The 24,169-nt window shown below is 66.4% G+C and carries 23 protein-coding genes; 7 read left to right on the forward strand and 16 right to left on the reverse strand.

Annotation, left to right across the window (positions count from 1 at the left end; all coding sequences use genetic code 11):
• Nucleotides 1–59: 59 nt before the first annotated feature.
• From map to FHR21_RS03370, 4 genes are all read right to left on the reverse strand, one after another.
• On the reverse strand, nucleotides 60–899 hold the full coding sequence (map, locus tag FHR21_RS03355; RefSeq protein WP_184095258.1) for a type I methionyl aminopeptidase: 840 nt from the start codon (nucleotides 897–899) through the stop codon (nucleotides 60–62).
• 103 nt (nucleotides 900–1,002) lie between these two features.
• The gene (gene clpA, locus FHR21_RS03360; protein ID WP_184095260.1) at nucleotides 1,003–3,339 is read right to left on the reverse strand and encodes an ATP-dependent Clp protease ATP-binding subunit ClpA; all 2,337 of its coding nucleotides are present in this window, start codon (nucleotides 3,337–3,339) and stop codon (nucleotides 1,003–1,005) included.
• Between the two features lie 295 nt (nucleotides 3,340–3,634).
• Nucleotides 3,635–3,829 carry a hypothetical protein gene (locus FHR21_RS03365; protein WP_184095262.1) on the reverse strand — a complete coding sequence of 65 codons (195 nt, stop codon included), beginning with the start codon at nucleotides 3,827–3,829 and terminating at the stop codon, nucleotides 3,635–3,637.
• 3 nt (nucleotides 3,830–3,832) lie between these two features.
• Complete coding sequence (locus tag FHR21_RS03370) at nucleotides 3,833–4,030, reverse strand: DUF1192 domain-containing protein (protein ID WP_184095264.1); 198 nt, start codon at nucleotides 4,028–4,030, stop codon at nucleotides 3,833–3,835.
• A gap of 135 nt (nucleotides 4,031–4,165) precedes the next feature.
• On the opposite strand from FHR21_RS03370, the gene FHR21_RS03375 reads away from it, so the two are divergent.
• The 3 genes from FHR21_RS03375 to FHR21_RS03385 all read left to right on the forward strand — a co-directional run bounded on the left by FHR21_RS03375 (nucleotide 4,166) and on the right by FHR21_RS03385 (nucleotide 7,193).
• Nucleotides 4,166–5,146, forward strand: a complete 981-nt coding sequence (locus tag FHR21_RS03375; protein ID WP_184095582.1) for an NAD(P)H-quinone oxidoreductase — start codon at nucleotides 4,166–4,168, stop codon at nucleotides 5,144–5,146.
• A 264-nt stretch (nucleotides 5,147–5,410) separates the two neighbouring features.
• Complete coding sequence (locus FHR21_RS03380; protein WP_184095584.1) at nucleotides 5,411–6,046, forward strand: DUF1013 domain-containing protein; 636 nt, start codon at nucleotides 5,411–5,413, stop codon at nucleotides 6,044–6,046.
• On the forward strand, nucleotides 6,021–7,193 hold the full coding sequence (locus FHR21_RS03385) for an MBL fold metallo-hydrolase (protein ID WP_184095266.1): 1,173 nt from the start codon (nucleotides 6,021–6,023) through the stop codon (nucleotides 7,191–7,193). Before FHR21_RS03380 ends, FHR21_RS03385 begins: the two co-directional genes overlap by 26 nt.
• Before the next feature lie 3 nt (nucleotides 7,194–7,196).
• Here the strand turns inward: FHR21_RS03385 and FHR21_RS03390 are convergent, their stop codons facing one another.
• Nucleotides 7,197–7,424 (reverse strand): hypothetical protein, encoded by a 228-nt coding sequence (locus FHR21_RS03390; RefSeq protein WP_184095268.1) that lies wholly within the window; start codon nucleotides 7,422–7,424, stop codon nucleotides 7,197–7,199.
• Nucleotides 7,425–7,678: 254 nt separating this feature from the next.
• Here FHR21_RS03390 and FHR21_RS03395 point away from each other — a divergent pair, with 254 nt between their 5' ends.
• Nucleotides 7,679–8,776: a DUF481 domain-containing protein gene (locus FHR21_RS03395; protein WP_338113038.1), complete on the forward strand. Its 1,098-nt coding sequence runs from the start codon at nucleotides 7,679–7,681 to the stop codon at nucleotides 8,774–8,776.
• Here the strand turns inward: FHR21_RS03395 and FHR21_RS03400 are convergent.
• From FHR21_RS03400 to FHR21_RS03420, 5 genes are all read right to left on the reverse strand, one after another.
• A complete protein-coding gene (locus FHR21_RS03400; protein WP_184095272.1) occupies nucleotides 8,773–10,296 on the reverse strand; it encodes a fumarate hydratase in 1,524 nt (507 codons plus the stop codon). The genes FHR21_RS03395 and FHR21_RS03400 overlap by 4 nt on opposite strands.
• Nucleotides 10,297–10,360: 64 nt before the next feature.
• Nucleotides 10,361–11,215 (reverse strand): hypothetical protein, encoded by an 855-nt coding sequence (locus FHR21_RS03405; RefSeq protein ID WP_184095274.1) that lies wholly within the window; start codon nucleotides 11,213–11,215, stop codon nucleotides 10,361–10,363.
• 4 nt (nucleotides 11,216–11,219) lie between these two features.
• The gene (locus FHR21_RS03410; protein WP_184095276.1) at nucleotides 11,220–11,684 is read right to left on the reverse strand and encodes a Fur family transcriptional regulator; all 465 of its coding nucleotides are present in this window, start codon (nucleotides 11,682–11,684) and stop codon (nucleotides 11,220–11,222) included.
• A gap of 89 nt (nucleotides 11,685–11,773) precedes the next feature.
• Complete coding sequence (locus tag FHR21_RS03415; protein ID WP_184095278.1) at nucleotides 11,774–12,205, reverse strand: MerC family mercury resistance protein; 432 nt, start codon at nucleotides 12,203–12,205, stop codon at nucleotides 11,774–11,776.
• A 77-nt stretch (nucleotides 12,206–12,282) separates the two neighbouring features.
• On the reverse strand, nucleotides 12,283–13,221 hold the full coding sequence (locus FHR21_RS03420; protein WP_184095586.1) for a formylglycine-generating enzyme family protein: 939 nt from the start codon (nucleotides 13,219–13,221) through the stop codon (nucleotides 12,283–12,285).
• Nucleotides 13,222–13,360: 139 nt separating this feature from the next.
• On the opposite strand from FHR21_RS03420, the gene FHR21_RS03425 reads away from it, so the two are divergent.
• Both FHR21_RS03425 and FHR21_RS03430 read left to right on the forward strand, forming a co-directional pair.
• Nucleotides 13,361–14,416 carry a LacI family DNA-binding transcriptional regulator gene (locus tag FHR21_RS03425; protein WP_184095280.1) on the forward strand — a complete coding sequence of 352 codons (1,056 nt, stop codon included), beginning with the start codon at nucleotides 13,361–13,363 and terminating at the stop codon, nucleotides 14,414–14,416.
• A gap of 609 nt (nucleotides 14,417–15,025) precedes the next feature.
• Nucleotides 15,026–16,621, forward strand: coding sequence for a helicase HerA-like domain-containing protein (locus FHR21_RS03430; RefSeq protein WP_420825263.1), 1,596 nt, complete (start codon nucleotides 15,026–15,028; stop codon nucleotides 16,619–16,621).
• 57 nt (nucleotides 16,622–16,678) lie between these two features.
• Here the strand turns inward: FHR21_RS03430 and FHR21_RS03435 are convergent, their stop codons facing one another.
• Nucleotides 16,679–18,166, reverse strand: coding sequence for a TadA family conjugal transfer-associated ATPase (locus FHR21_RS03435; RefSeq protein WP_184095282.1), 1,488 nt, complete (start codon nucleotides 18,164–18,166; stop codon nucleotides 16,679–16,681).
• A gap of 146 nt (nucleotides 18,167–18,312) precedes the next feature.
• Between FHR21_RS03435 and FHR21_RS03440 the strand changes: the two genes are divergently transcribed.
• Nucleotides 18,313–18,810 (forward strand): DUF6265 family protein, encoded by a 498-nt coding sequence (locus FHR21_RS03440; protein WP_221234961.1) that lies wholly within the window; start codon nucleotides 18,313–18,315, stop codon nucleotides 18,808–18,810.
• A gap of 200 nt (nucleotides 18,811–19,010) precedes the next feature.
• On the opposite strand, the gene FHR21_RS03445 is transcribed toward FHR21_RS03440, so the two are convergent.
• The 5 genes from FHR21_RS03445 to FHR21_RS03465 form a co-directional block, all read right to left on the reverse strand.
• Nucleotides 19,011–19,268: an ATP synthase F1 subunit epsilon gene (locus FHR21_RS03445; RefSeq protein WP_184095284.1), complete on the reverse strand. Its 258-nt coding sequence runs from the start codon at nucleotides 19,266–19,268 to the stop codon at nucleotides 19,011–19,013.
• A 158-nt stretch (nucleotides 19,269–19,426) separates the two neighbouring features.
• Complete coding sequence (gene atpD, locus FHR21_RS03450) at nucleotides 19,427–20,968, reverse strand: F0F1 ATP synthase subunit beta (protein ID WP_184095286.1); 1,542 nt, start codon at nucleotides 20,966–20,968, stop codon at nucleotides 19,427–19,429.
• Between the two features lie 57 nt (nucleotides 20,969–21,025).
• On the reverse strand, nucleotides 21,026–21,901 hold the full coding sequence (locus FHR21_RS03455; protein WP_184095288.1) for a F0F1 ATP synthase subunit gamma: 876 nt from the start codon (nucleotides 21,899–21,901) through the stop codon (nucleotides 21,026–21,028).
• Nucleotides 21,902–22,010: 109 nt separating this feature from the next.
• Nucleotides 22,011–23,540, reverse strand: coding sequence for a F0F1 ATP synthase subunit alpha (atpA, locus tag FHR21_RS03460; protein ID WP_184095290.1), 1,530 nt, complete (start codon nucleotides 23,538–23,540; stop codon nucleotides 22,011–22,013).
• Nucleotides 23,541–23,578: 38 nt separating this feature from the next.
• A complete protein-coding gene (locus tag FHR21_RS03465; protein ID WP_184095292.1) occupies nucleotides 23,579–24,145 on the reverse strand; it encodes a F0F1 ATP synthase subunit delta in 567 nt (188 codons plus the stop codon).
• Nucleotides 24,146–24,169 lie beyond the last annotated feature (24 nt).

Genomic DNA, 24,169 nt, shown 5'->3' on the forward strand with positions numbered 1-24,169 from the left:
GGGGTCAGCACGAACGGAGAGAAGGAATCTCCGCGCCTCCGCGTGAACCAAATGCCTTCCTACTGCCAGGGCGGTGCGTTCAGTCCCTTCGGGCTCGCGGTGAAGATTTCGCAGCCGTCCTCGGTGATCCCGATGCTGTGCTCGAACTGGGCGGAGAGCGAGCGGTCGCGGGTCACCGCGGTCCAGCCGTCGGCGAGCATCTTGACCGCATATTTGCCGGTGTTGATCATCGGCTCGATCGTGAAGAACATGCCGGGTTTCAGTTCGGGGCCGGTGCCGGGACGCCCGGCGTGGACGACCTCCGGCGCGTCGTGGAACATCTGTCCGACGCCATGGCCGCAGAAATCGCGCACCACCGAATAGCGATGCCGCTCGGCATGGGTCTGGATCGCGTGCGCGACGTCGCCCATGGTGTTGCCGGGCTTCGCCTGCTCGATGCCCAGCATTAGGCATTCATAGGTGACCTCGACCAGCCGCCGCGCCTTGATCGGCACGTCGCCGAGCAGATACATGCGGCTCGTGTCGCCATGCCAGCCATCGACCATCGGGGTGACGTCGACGTTGATGATGTCGCCCTCGCGCAGTGGCTTGTCGTCGGGAATGCCGTGGCAGACGACATGGTTGATGCTGGTGCAGCAGCTATGCGTATAGCCGCGATAGCCGAGCGTCGCGGGGATGCCGCCGCCCGCCAGCGTCATCTCGCGGACCAGCGCGTCGATCTCGGCGGTGGTCACGCCGGGCTGGACGAAAGGGACGAGCGCGTCGAGAATTTCGGCCGCCAGCCGCCCCGCCTTGCGCATCCCGGCAAAGCCCGCCGCATCGTGCAGCTTGATCGTGCCGTCGCGGACGGCAGACGGTGCGCCGGCATCGGCGGCGGAGACGGAAACGTAGTTGTACATGGAAGGAGATATAGGCGATGTGGCGCTGAAATGCGAGGGGTCGCCATGGCCCGGATTCCGTCATCCCGGCTTTCGCCGGGATGACGATTATCCTGCGACTGTTCTACTCCGCCGCCTTCTCGGCCTTGCCTTTCGCCTTGCCCCTGGCGCCCTTGGGCGGGGCGGGGGTGATTTCGAAGCTGAGCGGGTTGCCGACCTTGGCGTCCTCGCCTTCCTTCATCCGCACCTTGACCTCGCCGCCGTGGACGAGCTTGCCGAACAGCAGCTCCTCGGCCAGCGGCTGCTTGATCTTCTCCTGGATCAGGCGGCCCATCGGGCGCGCGCCATAGAGCTTGTCATAGCCCTTCGCCGTCAGCCATCCGCGCGCCGCCTCGTCGAGCTGGATGTGGACGTTGCGGTCGGCGAGTTGCAGTTCGAGCTCGAGGATGAACTTGTCGACGACCCGCGCGACGACCTCGGGCGGCAGATAGCCGAAGGGCACGATCGCATCGAGGCGGTTGCGGAATTCGGGGGTGAAGAGATTCTTCACCGCTTCCTCCTGCACATCCTCGCGCGTCGCCTGGCCGAAGCCGATCGATTCGCGCGCCATGTCGCTGGCGCCCGCATTGGTCGTCATGATCAGGATGACGTTGCGGAAATCGACCGTCTTGCCGTGATGGTCGGTCAGCCGGCCATGATCCATGACCTGCAACAATATGTTGAACAGGTCGGGATGCGCCTTCTCGATCTCGTCGAGCAGCAGCACGCAATGCGGGTTCTGGTCGATCGCATCGGTCAACAGGCCGCCCTGATCGTAGCCGACATAGCCCGGGGGCGCGCCGATCAGGCGGCTCACCGAATGGCGCTCCATATATTCCGACATGTCGAAGCGCTGGAGCGGGATGCCGAGCAGGTGCGCGAGCTGCTTCGCCACCTCGGTCTTGCCGACGCCGGTCGGGCCGCTGAACAGATAGTTGCCGATCGGCTTTTCGGGATCGCGCAGCCCGGCGCGCGACAGCTTGATCGCGCTCGCCAGCACCTCGATCGCGACATTCTGGCCGAACACGACGCGCTTCAGATCGGTCTCGAGGGTCTCGAGCACGCGCTTGTCGTCGCTCGACACCGACTTGGGCGGGATGCGCGCCATCGTCGCGATCACCGCCTCGATCTCCTTGGCGGTGATCGTCTTGCGGCGCTTCGACGGCGGCACCAGCATCTGCATCGCGCCGACCTCGTCGATCACGTCGATCGCCTTGTCGGGCAGCTTGCGGTCGTTGATGTAGCGCGCCGACAGGTCGACCGCCGCGTTGATCGCGTCGGCGGTATATTTGACGTTGTGATGGGTCTCGAACGCCTCGCGCAGCCCCGCGAGAATCTTCTTGGTATCCTCGAGGCTCGGCTCGATCACGTCGATCTTCTGGAACCGGCGCAGCAGCGCGCGGTCCTTTTCGAAATGATTGCGGAACTCCTTGTACGTCGTCGATCCGATGCAGCGGATCACCCCGCCCGACAGCGCGGGCTTGAGCAGGTTCGACGCGTCCATCGCGCCGCCCGACGTGGCGCCGGCGCCGATCACCGTGTGGATCTCGTCGATGAACAGGATCGCGTGCGGCAGGCCTTCGAGCTCGGAGACGACCTGCTTCAGCCGCTCCTCGAAATCGCCGCGATAGCGCGTGCCCGCGAGCAGCGCGCCCATGTCGAGCGAATAGATGACCGCGGGCAGCAGCACCTCGGGCACGTCGCCCTCGACGATCTTGCGCGCGAGGCCTTCGGCGATGGCGGTCTTGCCGACGCCGGGATCGCCCACATAGAGCGGGTTGTTCTTGCTGCGGCGGCACAGGATCTGGATCGTGCGGTCGACTTCGGCGCCGCGGCCGATCAGCGGATCGACCTTGCCGCCCTTCGCCTTCTCGTTGAGGTTGACGGTGAACTGGTCGAGCGCGGTTTCCTTCTTGCTCTTGGCCTCGCCCTTGTCCTTCGCCTCTTCCTTCTCCTCGGGCTCGGCCTGCGCGGCGGGCTTGCCGCCCTTGCCGATGCCGTGGCTGAGGTAGGAGACGGCGTCGAGCCGGGTCAGATCCTGTTGCTGCAGGAAATAGACGGCATAGGATTCGCGCTCCGAAAACAGCGCGACGAGGACGTTGGCGCCGGTCACCTCGTCCTTGCCCGACGACTGGACGTGCAGGATCGCGCGCTGGACGACGCGCTGGAAACCGCTGGTGGGGCTGGGGTCGCTGTGCCCCTCGACCTTCAGGCTGTCGAGTTCGGTGTCGAGATAATGGACCACCGCCGATTGCAGGTCGTCGAGCGCGACGCCGCAGGCGCGCATCACCTCGGCGGCATGTTCGTCGTCGATCAGCGCATTGAGCAGATGTTCGAGCGTCGCATATTCATGGTGGCGCTCCGACGCGGCCTTGAGTGCATTGTGCAGGGTCTTTTCGAGGCTTTCCGAAAAGGACGGCATGGTCTTTCTCCTTGCAGGACCAGCCGGGGAGAGACCAGCCCGCAATCACAAGGTGGCGATGCCGCCGCCCCGCCGCAAGGGAAAAGCGGAGGCATGTATGAAATTACGATGACAGGCTTGCGCTATGGTTAACGGCGCGTTGGGAATTTGGAGGCTCCATTCATCAACGGGCAAGCCTCGCCGTGATTAAGGGTCGGCGCTCCGCTCCACTCTCCCTACGTCTCATCGGAGCGGGGCAATCCCATTTTCTTCGCATCCGCAAATATTGCGGTCGCAGTTACCTGAAATGGCGGGTTCAGTTGGGGAGGGTGATGCGATGGATCAACAGGAATAAGCCAAAGGCAATCCAGCAGGCGATCCACGCGAAGAGAATGAAGGGCTCACTGTCCCATTCGTAGAGCCCCCAGACAAGAACGATCAAGTGGAACGTCAGAAAAAAGCTGTTCCGGCCAAGCCAGGAACCAGGTCCGCGGGAATTGGCGTTCGACATATCCTATCCCTTGCGGAACAGCGCCTCGGCGACCGCCTTGTGGCTTGTCGCGGCGGCCTTGTGCGCCTTCACCCGCGCGATCTCGGCTTCGAGCGCCGCGATGCGGTCGTCGAGTTCGTCGACCGACAGCGGATCGAGCGGCTCGCGGGTCAGCGCCGCGAGCGAACCGCCCTGGCGGCGGGGAAGGTCGTCATCGTCCATGGCGTGTCCTTTCTCGCTGGTCCCTGCATTTCAAGGGCGCGGACTGTTGACCCGCGCGCCCGGCCTGTCAATAAGGCGCCCCGAGTGGGATATCGTGAAAGCGGGGGATTCAGCGTGACCAGCGTGCCCGAAAGCATGACCGCCATCGCGATTCGCGAACCGGGCGGTCCCGAAATGTTGGTGCCCGAAGCGCGCGCCGTTCCGCGCCCCGGCCCCGGCGAACTGCTGATCCGCGTCGCCGCGGCGGGGGTGAACCGCCCCGACGTGCTGCAGCGCATGGGCTTTTATCCGCCGCCGCCGGGCGCGTCCGACCTGCCGGGGCTGGAGGTCGCGGGCACCGTCGTTGCGGCCGGACCGGGCGGCGATCCGGAGATGCTGGGGCAAGCGGTGTGTGCGCTCGTCGCGGGCGGCGGCTATGCCGAATATTGCATCGCGCCGGCGGGAAGCTGCCTGCCGGTGCCGCACGGCTTTGCGATGGCCGAGGCGGCGGCGCTGCCCGAAACCCTGTTCACCGTCTGGCACAATCTGTTCGAGCGCGCGTGGGTGACGGAGGGCGAGACGGTGCTCGTCCACGGCGGCACCAGCGGTATCGGCACGACCGCGATCGGCCTGTGCAGGATGTTCGATATCCGGATCGCCGTCACCTGCGGCAGCGCGGCAAAATGCGACGCCGCGCGCGCGCTCGGCGCCGATCTCGCGATCGACTATTCGAATGAGGATTATGTCGAGGCGGTGAAGGCGTTCACCGAGGGCCGGGGCGTCGACGCAGTGCTCGACATGGTCGGCGGCGACTATGTGCCGCGCAACCTCGCCGCGCTTGCCGACGACGGCCGACATGTGAGCATCGCCTTCCAGCGCGGCGCGAAGGCAGAGGTCGACGTGTCGCAGGTGATGCGCCGCCGCCTGACCCTGACCGGCTCGACGCTCCGCGCGCGCAGCGCCGATTTCAAGACCGCGCTTGCCGACGAGATTCACCGCACCGTCTGGCCCCGCCTGGCCGAGGGCGATTGGAAGCCGGCGATGGACCGGAGCTTCCCCCTCGCCGAAGCCGCCGCCGCCCATGCGCGGATGCAGGCGGGCGAGCATGTCGGAAAGATCGTGCTGACGGTGGGATGACGGGGTGGGGGCCGTTTCTCTCCGCGTCACCCCGGATCAAGTCCGGGATGACGGAAAAGGAATGGTTCACTTTCTCAAGGCGAATCCATCGAACCGGCCGCCCCGAAAATTCGCCGTCCTCGGCCCGCGGCGCGCTGGCCCTCTTGCCCCGGACGCCAAACGCGCATATAGCCGCCGCCAATGTCCGGCCGCCCCGCGAGGGGCGGCCCTTATTATTTCCGCTTGGAGAAAAGCGTCATGGCCAATGCCAATCCGACCCCGCTGATGCCGCACGCGACCGCCGCCTGGCTGGTCGACAACACCGGCCTCACCTTCGTTCAGATCGCCGAATATTGCGGCATCCACATCCTCGAGGTGCAGGCGATCGCCGACGAGACCGCGGCGACCAAATATACCGGCCGCGACCCGGTGCGCGCGAACGAACTGTCGATGGAAGAAATCGAGAAGGGTCAGAACGACCCCGAATATAAGCTCAAGATGAGCGTGCAGGGGCAGGACACGATCCGCCGCACCCGCGGCCCGCGCTACACCCCGGTCAGCAAGCGCCAGGACAAGCCCGACGGCATCGCCTGGATTCTGAAGAACCATCCCGAAGTGTCGGACGGTGCCATCGGCAAGCTGATCGGCACGACGCGCAACACGATCAACGCGATCCGCGAGCGCAGCCACTGGAACAGCGCCAACATCGTCGCCAAGGACCCGGTGACGCTGGGCCTCTGCTCGCAGCGCGAACTCGACGCGCTCGTCGCCAAGGCCGCGAAGAAGGCCGGCATCAAGGCGCCCGAGGACAGCCGCCTCGAAGGCGACCGCGAAGCGCTGCTCGAGGAGCTGCGCGCCGAGCGCACCGCCGCCGCCGAGGCGCGGGCCGCCGAGGATGCCGAAGCCGGCGACGAAGCCTGACGGCGTGGCGGAGCGCGGCGAAGAAGACGATATCCCGGCGGTCAGCGGTTCGCCGGATGCTTCGCTGACGCAGGACGACAGCTTTACCGCGACCAGCCACGCGGGCCTCACCTATCCGTGGGGCGAGGCCGCGCCGCGGGCGGGCGAGACGATCCGCATTGCCGATGGGGTAAGCTGGGCGCGCATCCCGATGCCGGGTTCGCTCGGTCACATCAATAGCTGGCTGCTCGACGATGCGACCGGAGACGGCGGGGACGGCGTCGCGGTCGTCGACACCGGCATCTGCCTGACCCTCTGCTCGGACGCGTGGAAGGCGCTCTATGCCGGCGCGCTGCGCGATGCGCGCATCACCCGCGTCATCGGCACCCACCTCCATCCCGACCATATCGGTCTCGCCGGCTGGATCGCGAAGAAATGCGGGGTGAAGCTGTGGATGACGCGCGGCGAGATGCTGACCGCGCGCGCCATCATCGCCGACATCAGCGAGACGGTGCCCGAAGAGGCGCTGGCGCAGTCGCGCGCCGCGGGCTGGGACGCCGAGGCGATCGAGCGGCAGAAGGCGGGCGGCTGGGGGCGTTTCGGCCTGATGGTCTTTCCGCTGCCGCGATCCTATGTGCGGATCAAGGACGGCGACGTCCTCGACATGGGCGCGCAGCAGTGGCGCGTCGTCACCGGATCGGGTCACAGCCCCGAACATGCGTGCCTGTGGAACGAGCGCGCGGGCGTGCTGATCTCGGGCGATCAGGTGCTGCCGCGGATCAGTTCGAACGTCTCGGTCAATATCACCGAACCCGACGCCGACCCGCTCGGCGAATGGCTCGCGTCGATCGACAAATTGCTCGGCGCGATCCCGTCCGACGTGATCGTCTGCCCCGCGCACGGCGAGCCGTTCAAGGGGTTGCACGTCCGCCTGACCGCGCTGCGCGACGAGCATCGCATGCGCCTCTACAAGCTGGCCGAGGCGATGGCGGAGGCGCCGATGCGCGCAGTCGACACCTTTCCCCTGTTGTTCAATCGCCCGATCGGCGCCGATCATCAGAGCCTCGCGACCGGCGAGGCTTTCGCGCACCTCAAGCGGCTGGAGATCGAGGGCCGGGTGACGAAGGAGGATCGCGACGGCGTGTGGTGGTATCACGGGGTCGCGTGACCCCTATTCCTTCGGCCGGTGCATGACCCAACTGAACGCCATCGCGTTGAAGATGGTATAAAGGCCATAGAGCAACAGCCCGGTGAACCAGTTGCGCGTCGCGATCGTCATGGCCCCGACGAGCAGCAGGAACTCGAAGACATAGGTCACGTGCGGTCCGACCTTGTCGGCGAGCGGCCTCACCATCTGCCGCACCAGCGGGTCGTCGCTTTCCATGAAGGCGCGGTGCATCGCAAAATTGCCGATTCCAGCACAGAAAATGGCAAAAATGGCGATCAGCATAGGTTTGCACATGGGGCGTTAAGGCTGGAAATGCCAGTGGCTTTGCGCCTATGAATCGGTATGGGACGAGGCGAAGCCCCTCGATCCGGTCGAAAATCCTCACCTCTCTCCCCCGGCGAAGGACCCGTTCGATGATGAAATTTGCGCGCTTGTCGGCTCTCACGCTCCTGATCGCTTCGGGGGCTTCGCCCGTCTGCGCTCAGGTGACGGGTCCGACCGTGTCGCCGCTGCTCGTCCCCGCCGGCCTGCCGGGTCTGGTGCCCGAAATCATGCCGAAGCCGCTGCCCAATCCCGTCCGCGCGATGATCGAGGCGGCGCTCGATGGCGGCAAGAAGAGCGAGGTGGAAACGGTGGTGTCGCTTGCCAAGGCGACCAATCCGCGCTCGATCGGGGACATCGACGCGATCCTCGCCGCCTATGAAGCGAGGCGGCACGGCGATCTGCAGGCCGACCCCGACCCGGTGCGCGAGATGCTGGCCGCTGCCATGGCGAGCAAGAAGGATGGCGACGTCGAGGCGGTCGGCAAGCTCGCGAAGGAAACCAGCCCCGAGCAGGTGGCCGAGATCGACGCGCTGCTGACCGACTATCGCGCCCGGCGCGCGGCCGAGAAGAAGGCGGCGGCCGAGGCTGCGCGCGCCAAGCTCGCCGCGGCGAAATTCTGGGAGAATTGGAAGGGCGAGGGCCAGATCGGCGCATCGCAGAGCAGCGGTAACACCGATTCGGTCGGCCTCAGCCTCGGCATCGCGCTCAACCGCAAGGGGATCGACTGGAGCCACCGGATCATGGCGCAGGCCGATTATCAGCGCACCAACGGCGCGACGACGGTCGAGAAATTCATCGCCGAATATGAACCGCAGGCGCGGCTCAACGACCGTACCTTCGCCTTCGGCCTCGGGCGTTGGGAACGCGACCGGATGCAGGGCTTCGACGTACGCTGGAGCGCCTCGGGCGGGCTCGGCTACAAGATCGTCGACAACAAGGCGATGACGCTGAACCTCAAGGCGGGGCCGGCGTGGCGCCACACCAATTTCCTCCATCAACCCGACGACGACGAACTCACCGGGCTCGCCGGGCTCGATTTCGGCTGGCAATTGTCGCCGGCGATCAAGCTGACCCAGACCGCCTCGACGATCATCGGCGAAACGACGACCTCGACCAGTTCGCTGACCGCGCTCAACGCCAAGCTGTCGGGCGGGCTGTCGGCGCGAATCGCCTATTCGGCGGCGCTCGACACCCACCCACCGGCCGGCGTCGAACGGCTCGACACGATGACGCGCTTCACTTTGGTCTATGGGTTCTAGGCTTTTTCGAGCAGTCCTTCGTCCCTGATCCGCTTCTGCCAGACGAGTGGCGCGTTGACGTGGACGTTCTGGCCTTCGCTGTCGACCGCGACGGTGACCGGGAAGTCCTTGACCTCGAATTCGTAGATCGCCTCCATGCCCAGGTCGGCGAAGCCGACGACCTGGCTGCCCTTGATCGCGCGCGCGACCAGATAGGCGGCGCCGCCGACCGCCATCAGATAGGCGCTCTTGTGCCTGGCGATCGCTTGCGTCGCGGCGGGGCCGCGCTCGGCCTTGCCGACGCAGGCGAGAAGGCCCTGATCGAGCATCATGTCCATGAACTTGTCCATGCGCGTCGCGGTCGTCGGACCGGCGGGGCCGACGATCTCTTCGCCCACCGGATCGACGGGGCCGACATAATAGATGACGCGGCCCCTGAACGCGACGGGCAACTCCTCGCCCTTCGCGAGCATGTCGGCGATGCGCTTGTGCGCGGCGTCGCGGCCGGTGAGCATCTTGCCGTTGAGGAGGATGCGGTCGCCCTGCTTCCAGCTCGCGACCACCTCGGGGGTCAGCGTGTCGAGGTCGACGCGCTTCGCCGCGCTGTCGGGCGCCCAGTTGATCTGCGGATAATCGGCGAGCACCGGCGGCTCGAGGAAGGCGGGGCCGCTGCCGTCGAGCGTGACGTGCGCGTGGCGCGTCGCGGCGCAATTGGGGATCATCGCGACCGGCTTCGACGCGGCGTGGGTCGGCCAGTCCCTGATCTTGACGTCGAGCACGGTCGACAGGCCCCCCAATCCCTGGGCGCCGATGCCGAGCGCGTTGACCTTTTCATAGAGCTCGACGCGCAGCTCCTCGATCGGCGAGGCCGGCCCGCGCGCAAGCAGTTCGGTCATGTCGATCGGGTCCATCAGCGATTGCTTGGCGAGCAGCATCGCCTTTTCGGCGGTGCCGCCGATGCCGATGCCCAGCATCCCGGGCGGGCACCAGCCGGCGCCCATCTGCGGCACCATGTCGAGCACCCAGTCGACGATCGAGTCGCTGGGGTTCAGCATCTTGAACTTCGACTTGTTCTCGCTGCCGCCGCCCTTCGCGGCGACGTCGATATGCACCTTGTCGCCGGGCACCATCTCGACGTTGAGGACCGACGGCGTGTTGTCCTTCGTATTGACGCGGCTGAACGCCGGATCGGCGAGGATCGAGGCGCGCAGCTTGTTGTCGGGATGGAGATAGGCGCGGCGCACGCCTTCGTCGACGACCTGCTGGAGGCTGCGGGGGCTGTCGAGGCGGCAGTCCATGCCCCATTGGATGAAGACGGTGACGATGCCGGTGTCCTGACAGATCGGCCGATGCCCCTCGGCGCACATGCGGCTGTTCGACAATATCTGCGCCATCGCATCCTTGGCGGCGGGCGACACCTCGCGGGCATAGGCCGCGCCCAAAGCGCGGATATAATCCATCGGGTGGAAATAGCTGATATACTGGAGCGCGTCGGCGATCGTCTCGATCAGATCGTCCTCGCGGATGATGACGGTGTTCATGGCAGTCCCCGTGGTTCGGATTCGCCGGTCTCCCTAGACCGCGGATTCGGGGACGGGAAGGGGGTTAGCGTTTACGCCCGAAGCTGCGCCGCGTCGGTGGGGCATCGGGTGTCCTCGCCCGGCGGCGCGGGAGCGGTGCCTCGAAATCGACGAGCGGGCGCTTTCGGACCAGCGCCCGCCAACTGCCGATCGCGGCGAGCAGGAGCAGCCCGATCCACCCGGCGCCGATCGCCGCTCCCAGCGTCCAGCCGAAGGCGGGCGGCACGGCGAGCGCCATCGCGACTGCGATCACCGGCGCCGTCGCCAGCGCGGCGGGAAGCTGCCAGCGGCGGCCGAGCTGCATCATGCCATGGCCAACAGCGATATTGGCGAGTGCGAGCAGGATGAATTTCGCTGCGACGGGCCAGGGCAGGCTCGCCATCGCCGGCGAATAGTCGCCGAGCGTGAAGGCGGTCTGGATATCGAAGAGCAGCGTATTTTCCCACGCGTCGCACAGCGCCGCGGCGACCGGCAGTGCGATCGCGGCGAACAGGACGCGCGACCGCAGTTCGCGCCACAGCGCGAACAGCCCGCAGCCGACGAAGCCGGCATACAGGAGCATGAAGAGATAATCGCCCTCGTTCCCCGCGCGCATCGCGGCGAGGCGCGAGACCTGCATCGGGTCGCTTTCGGGGCCGAAGATCGCGAGCAAATCCGCCTGCCCGCGCGCGAATTCGAAGGCGATCACCGGCGTGCCATAGCCGTCGGCGAACCCCGCGCCGGTCGCCGGGAAGGTCGCGACGAGCCTGATCCCGAACAGCAAGGTCGCGATGCCGAAGGCAAGGGCGCCGTACCAGGCACGCGTCGGCGCCGCGGGGCGCAGGCGCTGGGCGTCGAACCAGTGCTGAAGCCGCGATCCCCCTGACGCGGCGTCCGTCATGCGCCTATTGGCATTCGGGGCATTTGCCGCGCACTTCGATCACCGGACGCTCGGCGGCGAAGCCGGCCGCCTCGGCGGCGGCGCGCACGCCGTCCGACAGCAGGTCGTTGTCGACATGGACGGCGTTGCCGCAACTGTCGCAGATCAGGAAGATACAGTCGTGGAGGCAGCCCGGATGGCTGTTCGCGACGAAGGCGTTGGCGCTTTCGACGCGGCGGACCAGATTGTTGGCAACGAACAGGTCGAGAATCCGGTAGACGCTGTTCGGCGCGACGCGCTTGCCGCGCTTCCGCGACACGATGTCGGCGATCTCATAGGCGCTCGCCGGCTTGCCGATCTCCGCGACGGCGTCGAAAATCTGGGCACGCATGTCGGTCCAGGCCTCGCCGGCCTGTTCGAGGGCGCCCTGTGCCGCCCGCGCGAGCGAGGCGCCGCTCGCCTCGATATGCTTGTGCTCATGCTTGCCCATGGCTGTTCCTCTGCGCGCGGACCATCGGCCTCGCGCCAGAACCAATGTAGGGATTCAGACAGCCGCCCGCAAGCTGCGGGCACTGCGTATCAATGTGCAGCGCGGCGGTTGAGGTCGTGGCCCAGCGCCACGATCGCGACGCCGATCATCGTCGCGACGATCTCGCTGCCGTCATGCGGCCGCGACAGCGCGCCCGCCATCATGCCGAGCCCGAAGCTGCCGACCGCGAAGGGCATCATATAGCCGTGGCTGAGCACGCCCGCGACAAGCGTCACCAGTGCGAATCCGATCGCGACGACCAGACCGATTTCGTGGAACAGATGATTTTCGAGCACCCCGCTGACCGAGGCGATCGATGCGAAGAAGATGGTGCTGGCCAGGCAGTGGACGAGGCACAGGCCCGAAAGTCCCATCGCGAGCTGGTCGCCCGAAAGCGACGTCAGCGGCCGCGACCCGCGCGCAGCCCGAAGGACCGCGCCGAGGCGCGTCAGGGCAGGGGCAGGGCTGGCGACGTCGGTCACCCGATTCTCCGTTGGTCCGATGGGCGACAGGGATATGGCATAACATGACGAAGGTTACAATATTACATCGCACAAATTTATGGGTTGGCGGCGCCGTCCTTCCTCCGGACCACGCAGCGGAATCCGATATGGCTCGTTGAGCTGTCGATGCTTTGCGGATGGCGCGCGGCGGGGCGATAGCGCTGGCAATAATTGGCGGCGCACAGGTGCGATCCGCCCTTGAGCACCTTGCGGGCGATGCGGATGGCGGGCTGGTCCGGGTCGTGACTTTGCCGGCGAAGGCCGCCTTTCGGATTCCGGACGGCGCAGCAGGATGGCTTTCCGCGCTTCGCGCTCGCCCTGGGCTGCGACCACCAGTCCTGCGTCCATTCCCAGACATTGCCGATCATGTCGAAGAGGCCGAAGCCGTTGGCCGGGAAATGGCCGACCGGCGACGTGCCGTCCCAGCCGTCGAGGCATTGATTGGCGAAGGGGAACAGCCCCTGCCAGTAATTCGCCAGCATCGCCCCGCCGGGGGCCAGTTCGTCGCCCCAGGCATAGTCGGCGCCATCAAGGCCGCCGCGCGCGGCATATTCCCATTCGGTCTCGGTCGGCAGCGCCTTGCCGGCCCAGGCGGCATAGGCCTCGGCATCGGCATAGGCGATATGGACGACCGGATGATCCTCCAGTTCCGCGATCGAACTGTCCGGGCCGAGCGGATGGCGCCAGTCGGCCCCGAATTCGAAATGCCACCAGTGGCCGGGATCGCCGAGGTCGACGGGTCCCGCCGTCTTGCGGAACACCAGCGATCCGGCGCGGTCCATGCCGGGCAACAGGCCGGGATAGTCGCGAGGGTCGGGCGCGATTTCCGCCGCGGTGACGTGGCCGGTCGCCGCGACGAAGCGGGCGAAGTCGCGATTGGTGACCGGCGCGGCGTCGATCCAGAACCCGTCGACCCGCACCTGGCGGAGCGGGGCCTCCTCGGGATAGAAATGCTCCGACCCCATGGTAAAAGGGCCGCCGGGGATGAAGCGCATTCCCGGCGGGGCAGCGGCGGAAACCGGCCTGTCGGTCACGTCCGTCCTCTCCTTCTTCTCGCGCCGCGGTTTGATTTGCATCCGGCGCCGTCTATCGTCACGGGCGGTTAGCCGAACGATCCCGGCAAGGGGAGGGTTTTTGAAACGGTCCGTCACCATCGTCGATATCGCGAAGCGCGCCGGCGTGTCCTTCAAGACCGTGTCACGGGTGCTGAACGGGGCGCCGACCGTGGCCGAGGAACTGCGGCGCAAGGTCGAGGCGGCGATGCGCGAGCTCGACTACAAGCCCAATCGCGCCGCGCGCCTGCTGCGGGGCGGCAAGGCGCAGGCGCTGGGGTTCATCGTCGGGGCGCAGGGAGAGAGGCGCGATTCGCCCGATATCGACCGTCGCATGCCCAGCTATGCCGCGGACGTGATCCTGGGCCTGCTGCAAGCCTGTCGCACCGCCGAAAATCATCTGGTGATCGAAAGCGTTTCGGCGGGCGACGCCGGCGAGGCGCAGGCGATATTGGAACGGTTTCTCGATCTGGTGAAGCTCGACGGCATCGTGCTGGTTCCGCCGCTGTGCGACACGGACTGGATACTCGACGTACTGGAAAGCCGCGACCTGCCCTTCGCGCGGATCAACCCGGGGCTGCAACTGGGGCGCGGCCTGTGCCTCGTCATCGACAACCGGCGTGCGGCGCGCGAGGTGGGCGAGGCGATCCTGTCGTTCGGACACCGGCGGATCGGTTTCATCGACGGTCCCGACGCCCACGCGGCGCAGCGCGACCGCAAGACGGGACTGCTGGAAGCGGTGGCCGAGGTGCCGGGGGCCACGGTCGAGGTGCGCCAGGGCAATTTCCTGTTCACGTCCGGGCTGGAGCGGGGCCGCGAGCTGCTCGACCTTGCCGACCCGCCGACGGCGATCTTCGCCGCCAACGACGAAATGGCGGCGGGTGTGCTCGCGGCCGCGATCGATCGGGGCCTGTCGGTCCCGGCCGAACTGTCGCTGGTCGGGTTCGGCGGCCTCGCGATCGCGCAGCATAGCTGGCCGCGGATCACGACGGTCAGCCAGCCGACGATCGAAATCGCGCGGATTGCGGGCCAGCGCCTCATCGAGGGGCGCGCGGGCGATGCGGAGAAGGGAGGGCAGGTGATCACCGTCCCCTATGACCTCACCCTTCGCCAGTCGCTGGGCCCGGTGCCCGGCTAGGATCGGGACCGGTCGTCAGCCGTTATAGAGGCCGGACCAGCCGCGAATGGCCAAATTGGGGTGGGAAACTGCCTCGCGGCCTCGTCATGCTGAACTTGTTTCAGCATCCATGGCCGGACCTCTCACCCTGCGCTGCGCCGAAGGAAACGGCAGGCCATGGACCCTGAAACAAGTTCAGGGTGACGATGATGGAAACGTCGCCTATCGGTCGCTTCCCGACATTCGTCACCCCGGACTTGATCCGGGATCCCGCTTTTTCAAGGCATCGACTGGTTTCGGTATCCAGCGGGCCCCCGGATCAAGTCCGGGGTGACAATGGACGAAGAATGGCGTTTCTGTCGGCAACTCTCTCGTGATCCCCGGCGAAAGCCGGGGGCCACGGCGTAATCGCACGACGTCTGCTCACTACCGCCCTGGACCCCGGCTTTCGCCGGAGATCGCATCCGCTATGGTCGCCTTCGGTCTTTCATTCGTCGCGAGCGGCGCATGTTTGCGGTTCGTCGCTCTGGTCGTCGCGGTGCCGGACGGTCGCCCGTGGCCGAGTTGTCGATTGCCTGACCTGCCCGGCCGCTCTAGACCCGATGCGGTGGAAACAGCGGAGGACGACGGGTGAGCGACGGCAGCACAGCGACCGAAATCTATATCGGGCTCGGCGGCGGCGGGGCGCCCGATGGGCCGCGCCAGTCGCTGGTGCTGAAACGCGCGAACCGTCACGGGCTGATCGCCGGGGCGACCGGCACCGGCAAGACGGTGACGCTGCAGGGCCTCGCCGAAAGCCTGTCCGCGGTTGGCGTCCCGGTCTTCGTCGCCGATGTGAAGGGCGATCTGTCGGGCATGGCGATGGCGGGCAGCCCGACCGCCAAGACGCACGAACCCTTCGCGAAGCGCGCGGCCGAGATCGGCGACACCGACTGGGCCTATCGCGACAATCCGGTGATCTTCTGGGACCTGTTCGGCGAACAGGGGCACCCGGTGCGTACGACCATTTCGGAAATGGGGCCGCTGCTGCTCGCGCGGCTGATGGGGCTCAACGAGACGCAGGAGGGCGTGCTCGCGATCGCGTTCCGTGTCGCCGACGAGCAGAACATGCTCCTCCTCGACCTTGGCGACCTGCAGGCGATGCTCACCTGGTGCGCCGAACATGCCGACGAGCTGTCGACCAGATACGGCAATGTCACCAAGGCGAGCGTCGGCGCGATCCAGCGGCAATTGCTGACGCTGGAAAGCCAGGGCGGCGACCATTTCTTCGGCGAGCCCGCGCTCGACATCGCCGACATGATCCAGTGCGACGACAAGGGCCGCGGCTATGTGAACATCCTCGCCGCCGACAAGCTGATGGCGAGCCCGAAGCTCTATGCGACCTTCCTGCTCTGGCTCCTGTCCGAGATGTTCGAGACGCTGCCCGAGGTTGGCGACCCCGACAAGCCGAAGCTGGTCTTCTTCTTCGACGAGGCGCATCTGCTGTTCGACGACGCGCCGCCCGCGCTGACCGAGAAGATCGAGCAGGTGGTGCGGCTGATCCGCTCGAAGGGCGTCGGCGTCTATTTCGTCACCCAGAATCCGATTGACGTGCCCGAGGCGGTCGCCGGCCAGCTCGGCAACCGCGTCCAGCACGCGCTGCGCGCCTTCACCCCGCGCGACCAGAAGGCGGTGAAGGCCGCCGCCGACACCTTCCGCCCCAATCCGAAAGTCGACGTCGCGCGCGAGATCACCGAACTCAAGGTCGGCGAGGCGCTGGTGTCGCTGCTGATGGCCGACGGCGCGCCCTCGCCGGTCGAGCGTACGCTGATCAAGCCGCCCTGCTCGCGCTGCGGCCCGCTGGACGCGAAGGAACGCGCGATCATCCAGTCGGTCTCGCCGGTCGCGGGCAAGTACGACACGGCGGTCGACCGCGAAAGCGCCGAGGAACTGCTCGCCGCCAAGGCCGAGCAGGCGCAGGCCGCCGCGGTCGAGGCGAAGGCGAAGGAGGAGGCCGACAAGCAGGCCGCGATCGCCGCCAAGGAAGAGGCGAAACGCAAGGCCGCCGAGGAACGCGAGCGCATCCGGCTCGAAAAGGCGGCGGCGCGCGAGGCGGCGAAGCCGTCGATGGCCGAAAAGATGGTGCAGTCGGCAGCGCGCTCCGCGGCGACGAGCATCGGCCGCCAGATGGCGGGCAAGCTCGGCGGTCAGTTGATGCGCGGGATATTGGGCAGCCTGTTCAAATAGGCGGGGAATCCGAAATCCTTCCTGCCATTCCCGCGAAAGCGGGGGCGAAGGCGCCGGTCAGAGGCACGCCTCCAGGAACGGCTGGTCGAAGCCGAACTGGCGCGCCTTTTCAAGCGTATAGGGGCGCAGGCCCATCGCGCGATATTCGCCGACGATCTTGCCGTCCTTGTCCTCGTCCAGATATTCGAACTTGAACAATTCCTGGGTGACGATGACGTCGCCTTCCATCCCGATCACCTCGGTGACGTTGGTGACGCGGCGCGATCCGTCGCGCAGGCGCTTGATCTGGACGATCAGGTCGACCGAATCGGCGATCTGTTTCGAGATCGCCTCCTTCGGGATCTTGATGTCGCCCATCAGCACCATATTCTCCATACGGCCGAGGCATTCGCGCGGGCTGTTCGAGTGGAGCGTGCACATCGAGCCGTCGTGACCCGTGTTCATCGCGGCGAGCAGGTCGAAACACTCGCTGCCGCGGACCTCGCCCATGATGATGCGGTCGGGGCGCATGCGCAGCGCGTTCTTGACCAGGTCGCCCATATGGATCGCGCCATTGCCCTCGAGGTTCGCGGGGCGCGTTTCGAGCGGCAGCCAGTGCGGCTGTTGCAGCCGCAATTCGGCGGCGTCCTCGATCGTCAGCACGCGCTCGCCGGGGTCGATCATCTTGGACAGCGCGTTGAGCATCGTCGTCTTGCCCGAACCGGTGCCGCCCGAGATGACGATGTTGAAGCGGCTGGCGCCCGCGATCTTCAGCGCGGTGCACATCTTCTGGCTCATCGCGCCCCATTGGCACAGCATGTCGAGCGTGATCGGCTTGGCCGAGAATTTGCGGATCGAGATGGCGGTGCCGCGCAGGCTCAGCGGCGGCACGATCACGTTGACGCGGCTGCCGTCCTTCAGGCGGGCGTCGGCGAGCGGCGTTGTCTGGTCGACGCGGCGGCCGACCTGGTTGCAGATGCGCTGCGCGATCTGGAACAGATGCTGTTCGTCGCGGAACTGGATCGGCGCGATGACGAGTTGGCCCTTGCGCTCGACATAGGTCTGATAGGGCCCGTTGACCATGATATCCGAAATGTCGGGGTCGGCGAGCAACTCCTCGAGCGGGCCGAAGCCGAGCAGTTCGTCGACCAGCACCTTTTCGAGCGCGAACTGTTCGCGGCGGTTGAGGGTGATGCGCAGCTCGGCGAGCACCTCGAGGATGATCGGGCGGAATTCCTCGGTCAGCTCGTCCTTGCTCAGCGTCGCCGCGGCCTCGGGGTCGACGCGTTCGAGCAGGCGCGGCAGCACCTGTTCCTTGATCTTGTGGACCGACGCCTCGAAGCCCTGCGCCTTTTCGGGTTCGGCCATCTCGGCGGTCGAGCGCTGGTTGAGTCGCTCCATCGCCTCCTGCTCGGGGCTGAGCGCGGCAGGCGACGGCTCGGGCGCCGCGGCGTCGATCGCCGGAAATTGCGCGCCGCCGGGCACGCCGGGACCAGTCTGCATCGGCTTCGCGACGCCAAAGGCGGGGCGGCCAGCGGTTCCGGGACGGCGTCCGAATGCACTCATCGCTTCATCCTGCTCTCGAATCAACGGGTTGCGCCCTGCCGCGCGCGGCGCGGTCGAACCCCCAATCGACAGGGTGAATAAGGGGGAAACTTTGATATTCTCCTAATGCCGTGGCGGGAAGCCACGCGCGGAGGAGGGGAAGGACGATGCGAATCAGGATTCTGGGGCTGGCGGCCTTGCTCGCGGCGTCGCCGCTGGCGGCGGCCGATTCGCCCGAACTGCCCGGCTGGATGGAGGGGGCGTGGGAACAGGCGGGTCCCGGCGAGCGCTGGGCCGACGAATATTGGACCCCGCCGCGCGGTGGCATCATGGTCGGCGCGGCGCGAATCGGGACGGGCGATACCCTCGGCGTGTTCGAACATACGCGGATCGTGCGCAAGGCCGACGGAACGCTCGCCTTCTTCGCGCAGCCGTTCGGACGCCCGGCGGCGGAATTTCCGATGGTGGCGGTTGGGGACCGGATGATCGAGTTCGCCAACCCGGCGCATGATTATCCGCAGCGCATCCGCTACTGGCGCGAGGGAGACCGGCTGAAGGCGCGCATCTCGCTGATGGACGGCAGCAAGGCCGAAGACTGGGATTATGGCCGGATGGGCGGCGGGGGATCATTGCCGTCAGGCCATTTTACGATCGGAAGACGATGATCGGCATTTCATAACTTTGTCATTCCCGCGAAAGCGGGAACCCAGGGGCGGGATCGGCCTGCGCACGCTCTGGATTCCCGCTTTCGCGGGAATGACAAAGGTGGGGGGACCCAGAACGGGCATTCCTACGCTGCATGGCAGCCAAAGAAAAAGGGGCCCCGAACGGAGCCCCTTCGATCCGGCGATGGCGGTGCTGCGCGTCAGCCCGCGACATGCTCGGCGAGGACGGTGAGGCCCGTCTCGTTCACTTCGGCGAAGCCGCCTTCGACCTCGATCGTCTCGGGCGTCGCACCCTGCGAAGCGTAGATGGTCAGCGGGCCGTTGCGCAGCGTCGCCATGAAGGGCGCGTGGCCTTCGAGCACCGAGAAATCGCCCTCGCTGCCCGGCACGGTGACCATATAGACGTCGTTCGACCGCTCGAGGCGGGCGGGGGTGACGAGTTCGAACTTCAGGGCCATTCTATCATCTCCCCCCTCCCGCTTGCGGGAGGGGTCGGGGGAGGGACTGTTTCATAGCTGGCGGAAGGCCCGTTCCCCGACAGGCCCTCCCCCAGCCCCTCCCGCGAGCGGGAGGGGAGTTTTAGAATGCCCCTCCCGCAAGCGGGAGGGGAATCAGCTTACGCCTCTTCGGCCAGCTTCGCGGCCTTGGCGACCGCTTCGTCGATGCCGCCGACCATGTAGAAAGCCGCTTCGGGCAGATGGTCATATTCGCCGTCGACGACCGCCTTGAACGATTTGATCGTGTCCTCGATCTGCACGAACTTGCCGGGGATGTTGGTGAACACCTCGGCGACGTGGAAGGGCTGCGACAGGAAGCGCTGGATCTTGCGGGCGCGGGCGACGGTCAGCTTGTCCTCTTCCGACAGCTCGTCCATGCCCAGGATCGCGATGATGTCCTGCAGCGACTTGTATTTCTGCAGCGTTTCCTGAACGCGGCGGGCGGTCTCGTAATGCTCCTGCCCGACGATGCGCGGCTCCAGCATGCGGCTGGTCGAATCGAGCGGATCGACCGCCGGATAGATGCCGAGCTCCGAAATCGCGCGGTTGAGGTTGGTCGTCGCGTCCAGGTGAGCGAAGGACGTCGCCGGCGCGGGGTCGGTCAAATCGTCCGCGGGAACGTAGATCGCCTGCACCGAGGTGATCGAGCCCTTGGTGGTCGAGGTGATGCGTTCCTGCAACGCGCCCATGTCGGTCGACAGGGTCGGCTGATAGCCCACCGCCGAGGGAATGCGGCCGAGCAGCGCCGACACTTCCGAACCCGCCTGGGTGAAGCGGAAGATGTTGTCGACGAAGAAGAGCACGTCCTGCCCTTCCTGGTCGCGGAAATATTCGGCCATCGTCAGGCCCGACAGCGCGACGCGGGCGCGGGCGCCCGGCGGCTCGTTCATCTGGCCGAACACCAGCGCCACCTTCGACCCGTCGGGGGTCGGGTTGCCTTCGGCATCCTTGGCGATGACGCCGGCGTCGAGGAATTCATGATAGAGGTCGTTGCCCTCGCGGGTACGCTCGCCGACGCCGGCAAACACCGAAACGCCGCCGTGACCCTTGGCGATGTTGTTGATCAGTTCCTGGATCAGCACGGTCTTGCCGACGCCGGCGCCGCCGAACAGGCCGATCTTGCCGCCCTTCGCATAGGGGGCAAGCAGGTCGATGACCTTGATGCCGGTGACCAGGATCGCGGCCTCGGTCGACTGGTCGATGAATTCGGGGGCCTGGGCGTGAATCGGCGCGGTCATGTCGCTGCCGATCGGGCCGCGCTCGTCGATCGGGTCGCCGACGACGTTGAGGATGCGGCCCAGCGTCTTCGGGCCGACCGGCACCGAAATCTGCGCGCCGGTGTCGGCGACGGGCTGGCCGCGGGTCAGGCCGTCGGTCGCGTCCATCGCGATGGTGCGGACCGTGTTCTCGCCCAGATGCTGCGCGACTTCGAGGACGAGGCGGTTGCCGCCATTGTCGGTTTCGAGCGCGTTCAGGATCGCTGGCAGCGCGCCGTCGAACTGGACGTCGACGACGGCGCCGATGACCTGTGCGACGCGCCCGGTGGCGGTGCCGGCGGACGCGGCCTTGGTCGCGGCGGCCTTCTTCGGAGCAGCCGGCTTCTTCGGCGCGGCAGCCTTTTTGGCGGGAGCCTTCTTTTCAGGGGCAGGTGCGGTTGCCATGGTCTTCTTCCTTGGGTTGATCGGTTAGAGCGCTTCCGCGCCAGCTTCTTCGTGGTGCTACAGCGCTTCCGCGCCAGCGATGATTTCGATGAGTTCGGTCGTGATCGCCGCCTGACGCGTGCGGTTGTAGACGATGGTCAGCTTGTTGATCAGCTCGCCCGCGTTGCGCGTCGCATTGTCCATCGCGGTCATCGACGCGCCCTGTTCCGACGCGGCGTTTTCCAGCAGGCCCTTGAAGACCTGGATCGTGACGTTGCGCGGCAAGAGGTCGGCGAGGATCGCTTCCTCGTCGGGTTCATATTCGACCGCCGCGCCGCCGGGCGCCGGGGTTTCGGCGGGGGCGGGAACGGGGATGAGCTGCTGGCCGGTCGCTTCCTGCACCAGCGCCGAGCGGAATTTGGAATAGAAGAGGTGGGCGACGTCGAACGCGCCCGCCTCGAACAATTCGCGGACCTTGCCGGCGATTTCCTGTGCCTGGTCGAAGCCGATGTCGCGGATGCCGGTCGTCTCGTAATGCTCGACGATCTGGCCGGGGAAAAGGCGATTGATGACCGGGCGGCCCTTGCGGCCGACGAGGAAGAAGCGGACGGTCTTGCCCGCCGCCTGCAACTCGTTGGCCTTGTCGCGCGCGGCCTTGACGATGTTCGAGTTGAACGCGCCGGCCAGCCCGCGGTCGCTGTTGAGGACGAGCAGCAGGTGGGTGTCGCTCTTGCCGGTGCCCGACAGCAGCTTCGGCGCGCTGTCGGCGGCGCCGACCTTCGAGGCGAGGCTGGCGACGACGCCTTCGAGCCGCTCGGCATAGGGGCGCGCGGCCTCGGCCGCGGCCTGCGCCTTGCGCAGCTTCGCGGCGGCGACCATCTTCTTGGCCTTGGTGATCTTCTGGGTCGATTTGACCGAGTTGATCCGCAGCTTCAGTTCCTTGAGTGATGCCACTCTGCCGGTTCCTCTTTTTCGTCATTCCCGCGAAAGCGGGAATCTAGGGATAGCTTGCGCTGGGTCGCACTGGATCCCCGCTTTCGCGGGGATGACGAGGTAAGTATGTCTACGCGAAAATCTTGGCGAAGGCATCCAGCGCCGCAACCAGGCCCTTCTTGGCGTCGTCGCCCAGGTCCTTGGTGTCGCGGATCGCCTTGAGGACGTCCGCATGGTCGCTGCGCAGATAGGCGAGCATCGCCGCTTCATAGCGCGACACGTCGCCGACCGCGACGGCATCGAGATAGCCGTTGGTGCCGGCAAAGATCGACGCCGTCTGCTCCTCGAAGGGCATCGGGTGGAACTGCGGCTGCTTCAGAAGCTGCGTCAGGCGCGCGCCGCGGCCCAGCAGCTTCTGCGTCGAGGCGTCGAGGTCCGAACCGAACTGCGCGAACGCTTCCATCTCGCGATATTGCGCGAGCTCGAGCTTGATCGAGCCCGAAACCTTCTTCATCGCCTTGGTCTGTGCGGCCGATCCGACGCGGCTGACCGACAGGCCGACGTTGATCGCCGGGCGGATGCCCTGATAGAAAAGGTTGGTTTCAAGGAAGATCTGGCCGTCGGTGATCGAGATCACGTTGGTCGGGATATAGGCCGACACGTCGCCCGCCTGGGTCTCGATGATCGGCAGCGCGGTCAGCGAGCCCGAACCATTGTCGGCGTTCATCTTTGCCGCACGCTCGAGCAGGCGGCTGTGGAGATAGAAGACGTCGCCCGGATAGGCTTCGCGGCCCGGCGGGCGGCGGAGCAGCAGCGACATCTGGCGATAGGCGACCGCCTGCTTCGACAGATCGTCGTACACGATCACGGCGTGCATGCCGTTGTCGCGGAAGAATTCGCCCATCGTCACGCCGGCATAGGGCGCGAGATATTGCAGCGGCGCCGGCTCCGACGCGGTTGCGGCGACGACGATCGAATATTCCATCGCGCCATTTTCTTCGAGCTGGCGGACGATCTGCGCGACGGTCGAGCGCTTCTGGCCGACCGCGACATAGATGCAGTACAGCTTTTTCGACTCGTCGTCGCCGGCGTTGGCCTGCTTCTGGTTGATGAAGGTGTCGATCGCCACCGCGGTCTTGCCGGTCTGGCGGTCGCCGATGATCAACTCGCGCTGACCGCGGCCGACGGGGACGAGCGCGTCGAGCGCCTTGAGGCCGGTCTGCACGGGTTCGTGGACCGAGGTGCGCGGGATGATGCCCGGCGCCTTGACCTCGACGCGCATGCGCTTGTCGGCCTTGATCGGGCCTTTGCCGTCGATCGGGTTGCCGAGGCCGTCGACGACGCGACCGAGCAGGCCCTTGCCGACGGGGACGTCGACGATGGTGCCGGTGCGCTTGACGGTGTCGCCTTCCTTGATCTCGGCGTCGCTGCCGAAGATCACGATGCCGACATTGTCGGCCTCGAGGTTGAGCGCCATGCCCTTCACGCCGTTGGCGAATTCGACCATTTCGCCGGCCTGGACATTGTCGAGGCCGTGGACGCGGGCGATGCCGTCGCCGACCGAGAGCACGGTGCCGATTTCGCTGACCGTGGCGTCGGTCCCGAAATTGGCGATCTGGTCCTTGATGACCTTGCTGATTTCAGCGGCGCGGATTTCCATTGCTTAGCCTTTCATCGGGCATTTGGGCGTACGGGCGTTCAGCCCTTCATCGCCTGGGCGAAACTGTTGAGACGGGTACGGATGCTGCCGTCGATCAGCTGGCTGCCCAGCTGGACGACGAGGCCGCCGAGGATGGCGGGATCGACATGGGTCGCGACCTGGACATCGCGGCCGACGCGGGTCTTGAGGTTCGCGGCGAGCTCTTTCAACTGCGCGGCGCTCAGCGGGTGCGCGCTCGTGACCGTGGCGGTCGCTTCGCCGCGGTGCGCGGCGACGATCGAGTCATAGGCGCCGATCATCGCGCCAAGCTCGGCAAGGCGGCGGTTCTCGGCGAGCACGCCCAGGAATTTGGCGGTCAGCGAATCGAGCTTCATCGCCTTGGCGATGGCGGCCACGGCTTTGGCGGCGTCGGCGCGGCTGATGACCGGGCTTTGGGTCAGCGCCTTGAGGTCGGCCGAATCGGTCAGACCCTGGCGCAGCGCGGCGAGGCTCTTCTGCACGCCGTCGATGGCGTTCGATTCGCGTGCCAGGTCGAACAATGCGACCGCATAACGGCCGGCGAGACCCGCCGTTATGTTGCCCTGAATGCCGCCGGAATTCTCCACGCGCGAAAGTCCTTCTCTACGATC

The sequence above is a fragment of the Sphingopyxis panaciterrulae genome (assembly GCF_014199295.1).
In the GTDB taxonomy this organism is placed as follows: domain Bacteria; phylum Pseudomonadota; class Alphaproteobacteria; order Sphingomonadales; family Sphingomonadaceae; genus Sphingopyxis; species Sphingopyxis panaciterrulae.

What these genes read in the sequence shown, in the direction of transcription:
- FHR21_RS03420 (WP_184095586.1), bottom strand. Translation starts at nt 13,221, where the DNA reads ATGCGCTTCATCCCCGGCGGCCCTTTTACCATGGGGTCGGAGCATTTC.
- FHR21_RS03375 (WP_184095582.1), top strand. Translation starts at nt 4,166, where the DNA reads ATGACCGCCATCGCGATTCGCGAACCGGGCGGTCCCGAAATGTTGGTG.
- FHR21_RS03400 (WP_184095272.1), bottom strand. Translation starts at nt 10,296, where the DNA reads ATGAACACCGTCATCATCCGCGAGGACGATCTGATCGAGACGATCGCC.
- FHR21_RS03390 (WP_184095268.1), bottom strand. Translation starts at nt 7,424, where the DNA reads ATGCACCGCGCCTTCATGGAAAGCGACGACCCGCTGGTGCGGCAGATG.
- FHR21_RS03405 (WP_184095274.1), bottom strand. Translation starts at nt 11,215, where the DNA reads ATGACGGACGCCGCGTCAGGGGGATCGCGGCTTCAGCACTGGTTCGAC.
- FHR21_RS03445 (WP_184095284.1), bottom strand. Translation starts at nt 19,268, where the DNA reads ATGGCCCTGAAGTTCGAACTCGTCACCCCCGCCCGCCTCGAGCGGTCG.
- FHR21_RS03440 (WP_221234961.1), top strand. Translation starts at nt 18,313, where the DNA reads ATGCGAATCAGGATTCTGGGGCTGGCGGCCTTGCTCGCGGCGTCGCCG.
- clpA (WP_184095260.1), bottom strand. Translation starts at nt 3,339, where the DNA reads ATGCCGTCCTTTTCGGAAAGCCTCGAAAAGACCCTGCACAATGCACTC.
- FHR21_RS03365 (WP_184095262.1), bottom strand. Translation starts at nt 3,829, where the DNA reads ATGTCGAACGCCAATTCCCGCGGACCTGGTTCCTGGCTTGGCCGGAAC.
- FHR21_RS03385 (WP_184095266.1), top strand. Translation starts at nt 6,021, where the DNA reads ATGCCGAAGCCGGCGACGAAGCCTGACGGCGTGGCGGAGCGCGGCGAA.
- atpD (WP_184095286.1), bottom strand. Translation starts at nt 20,968, where the DNA reads ATGGCAACCGCACCTGCCCCTGAAAAGAAGGCTCCCGCCAAAAAGGCT.
- FHR21_RS03370 (WP_184095264.1), bottom strand. Translation starts at nt 4,030, where the DNA reads ATGGACGATGACGACCTTCCCCGCCGCCAGGGCGGTTCGCTCGCGGCG.
- atpA (WP_184095290.1), bottom strand. Translation starts at nt 23,540, where the DNA reads ATGGAAATCCGCGCCGCTGAAATCAGCAAGGTCATCAAGGACCAGATC.
- FHR21_RS03380 (WP_184095584.1), top strand. Translation starts at nt 5,411, where the DNA reads ATGCCGCACGCGACCGCCGCCTGGCTGGTCGACAACACCGGCCTCACC.
- FHR21_RS03410 (WP_184095276.1), bottom strand. Translation starts at nt 11,684, where the DNA reads ATGGGCAAGCATGAGCACAAGCATATCGAGGCGAGCGGCGCCTCGCTC.
- map (WP_184095258.1), bottom strand. Translation starts at nt 899, where the DNA reads ATGTACAACTACGTTTCCGTCTCCGCCGCCGATGCCGGCGCACCGTCT.
- FHR21_RS03435 (WP_184095282.1), bottom strand. Translation starts at nt 18,166, where the DNA reads ATGAGTGCATTCGGACGCCGTCCCGGAACCGCTGGCCGCCCCGCCTTT.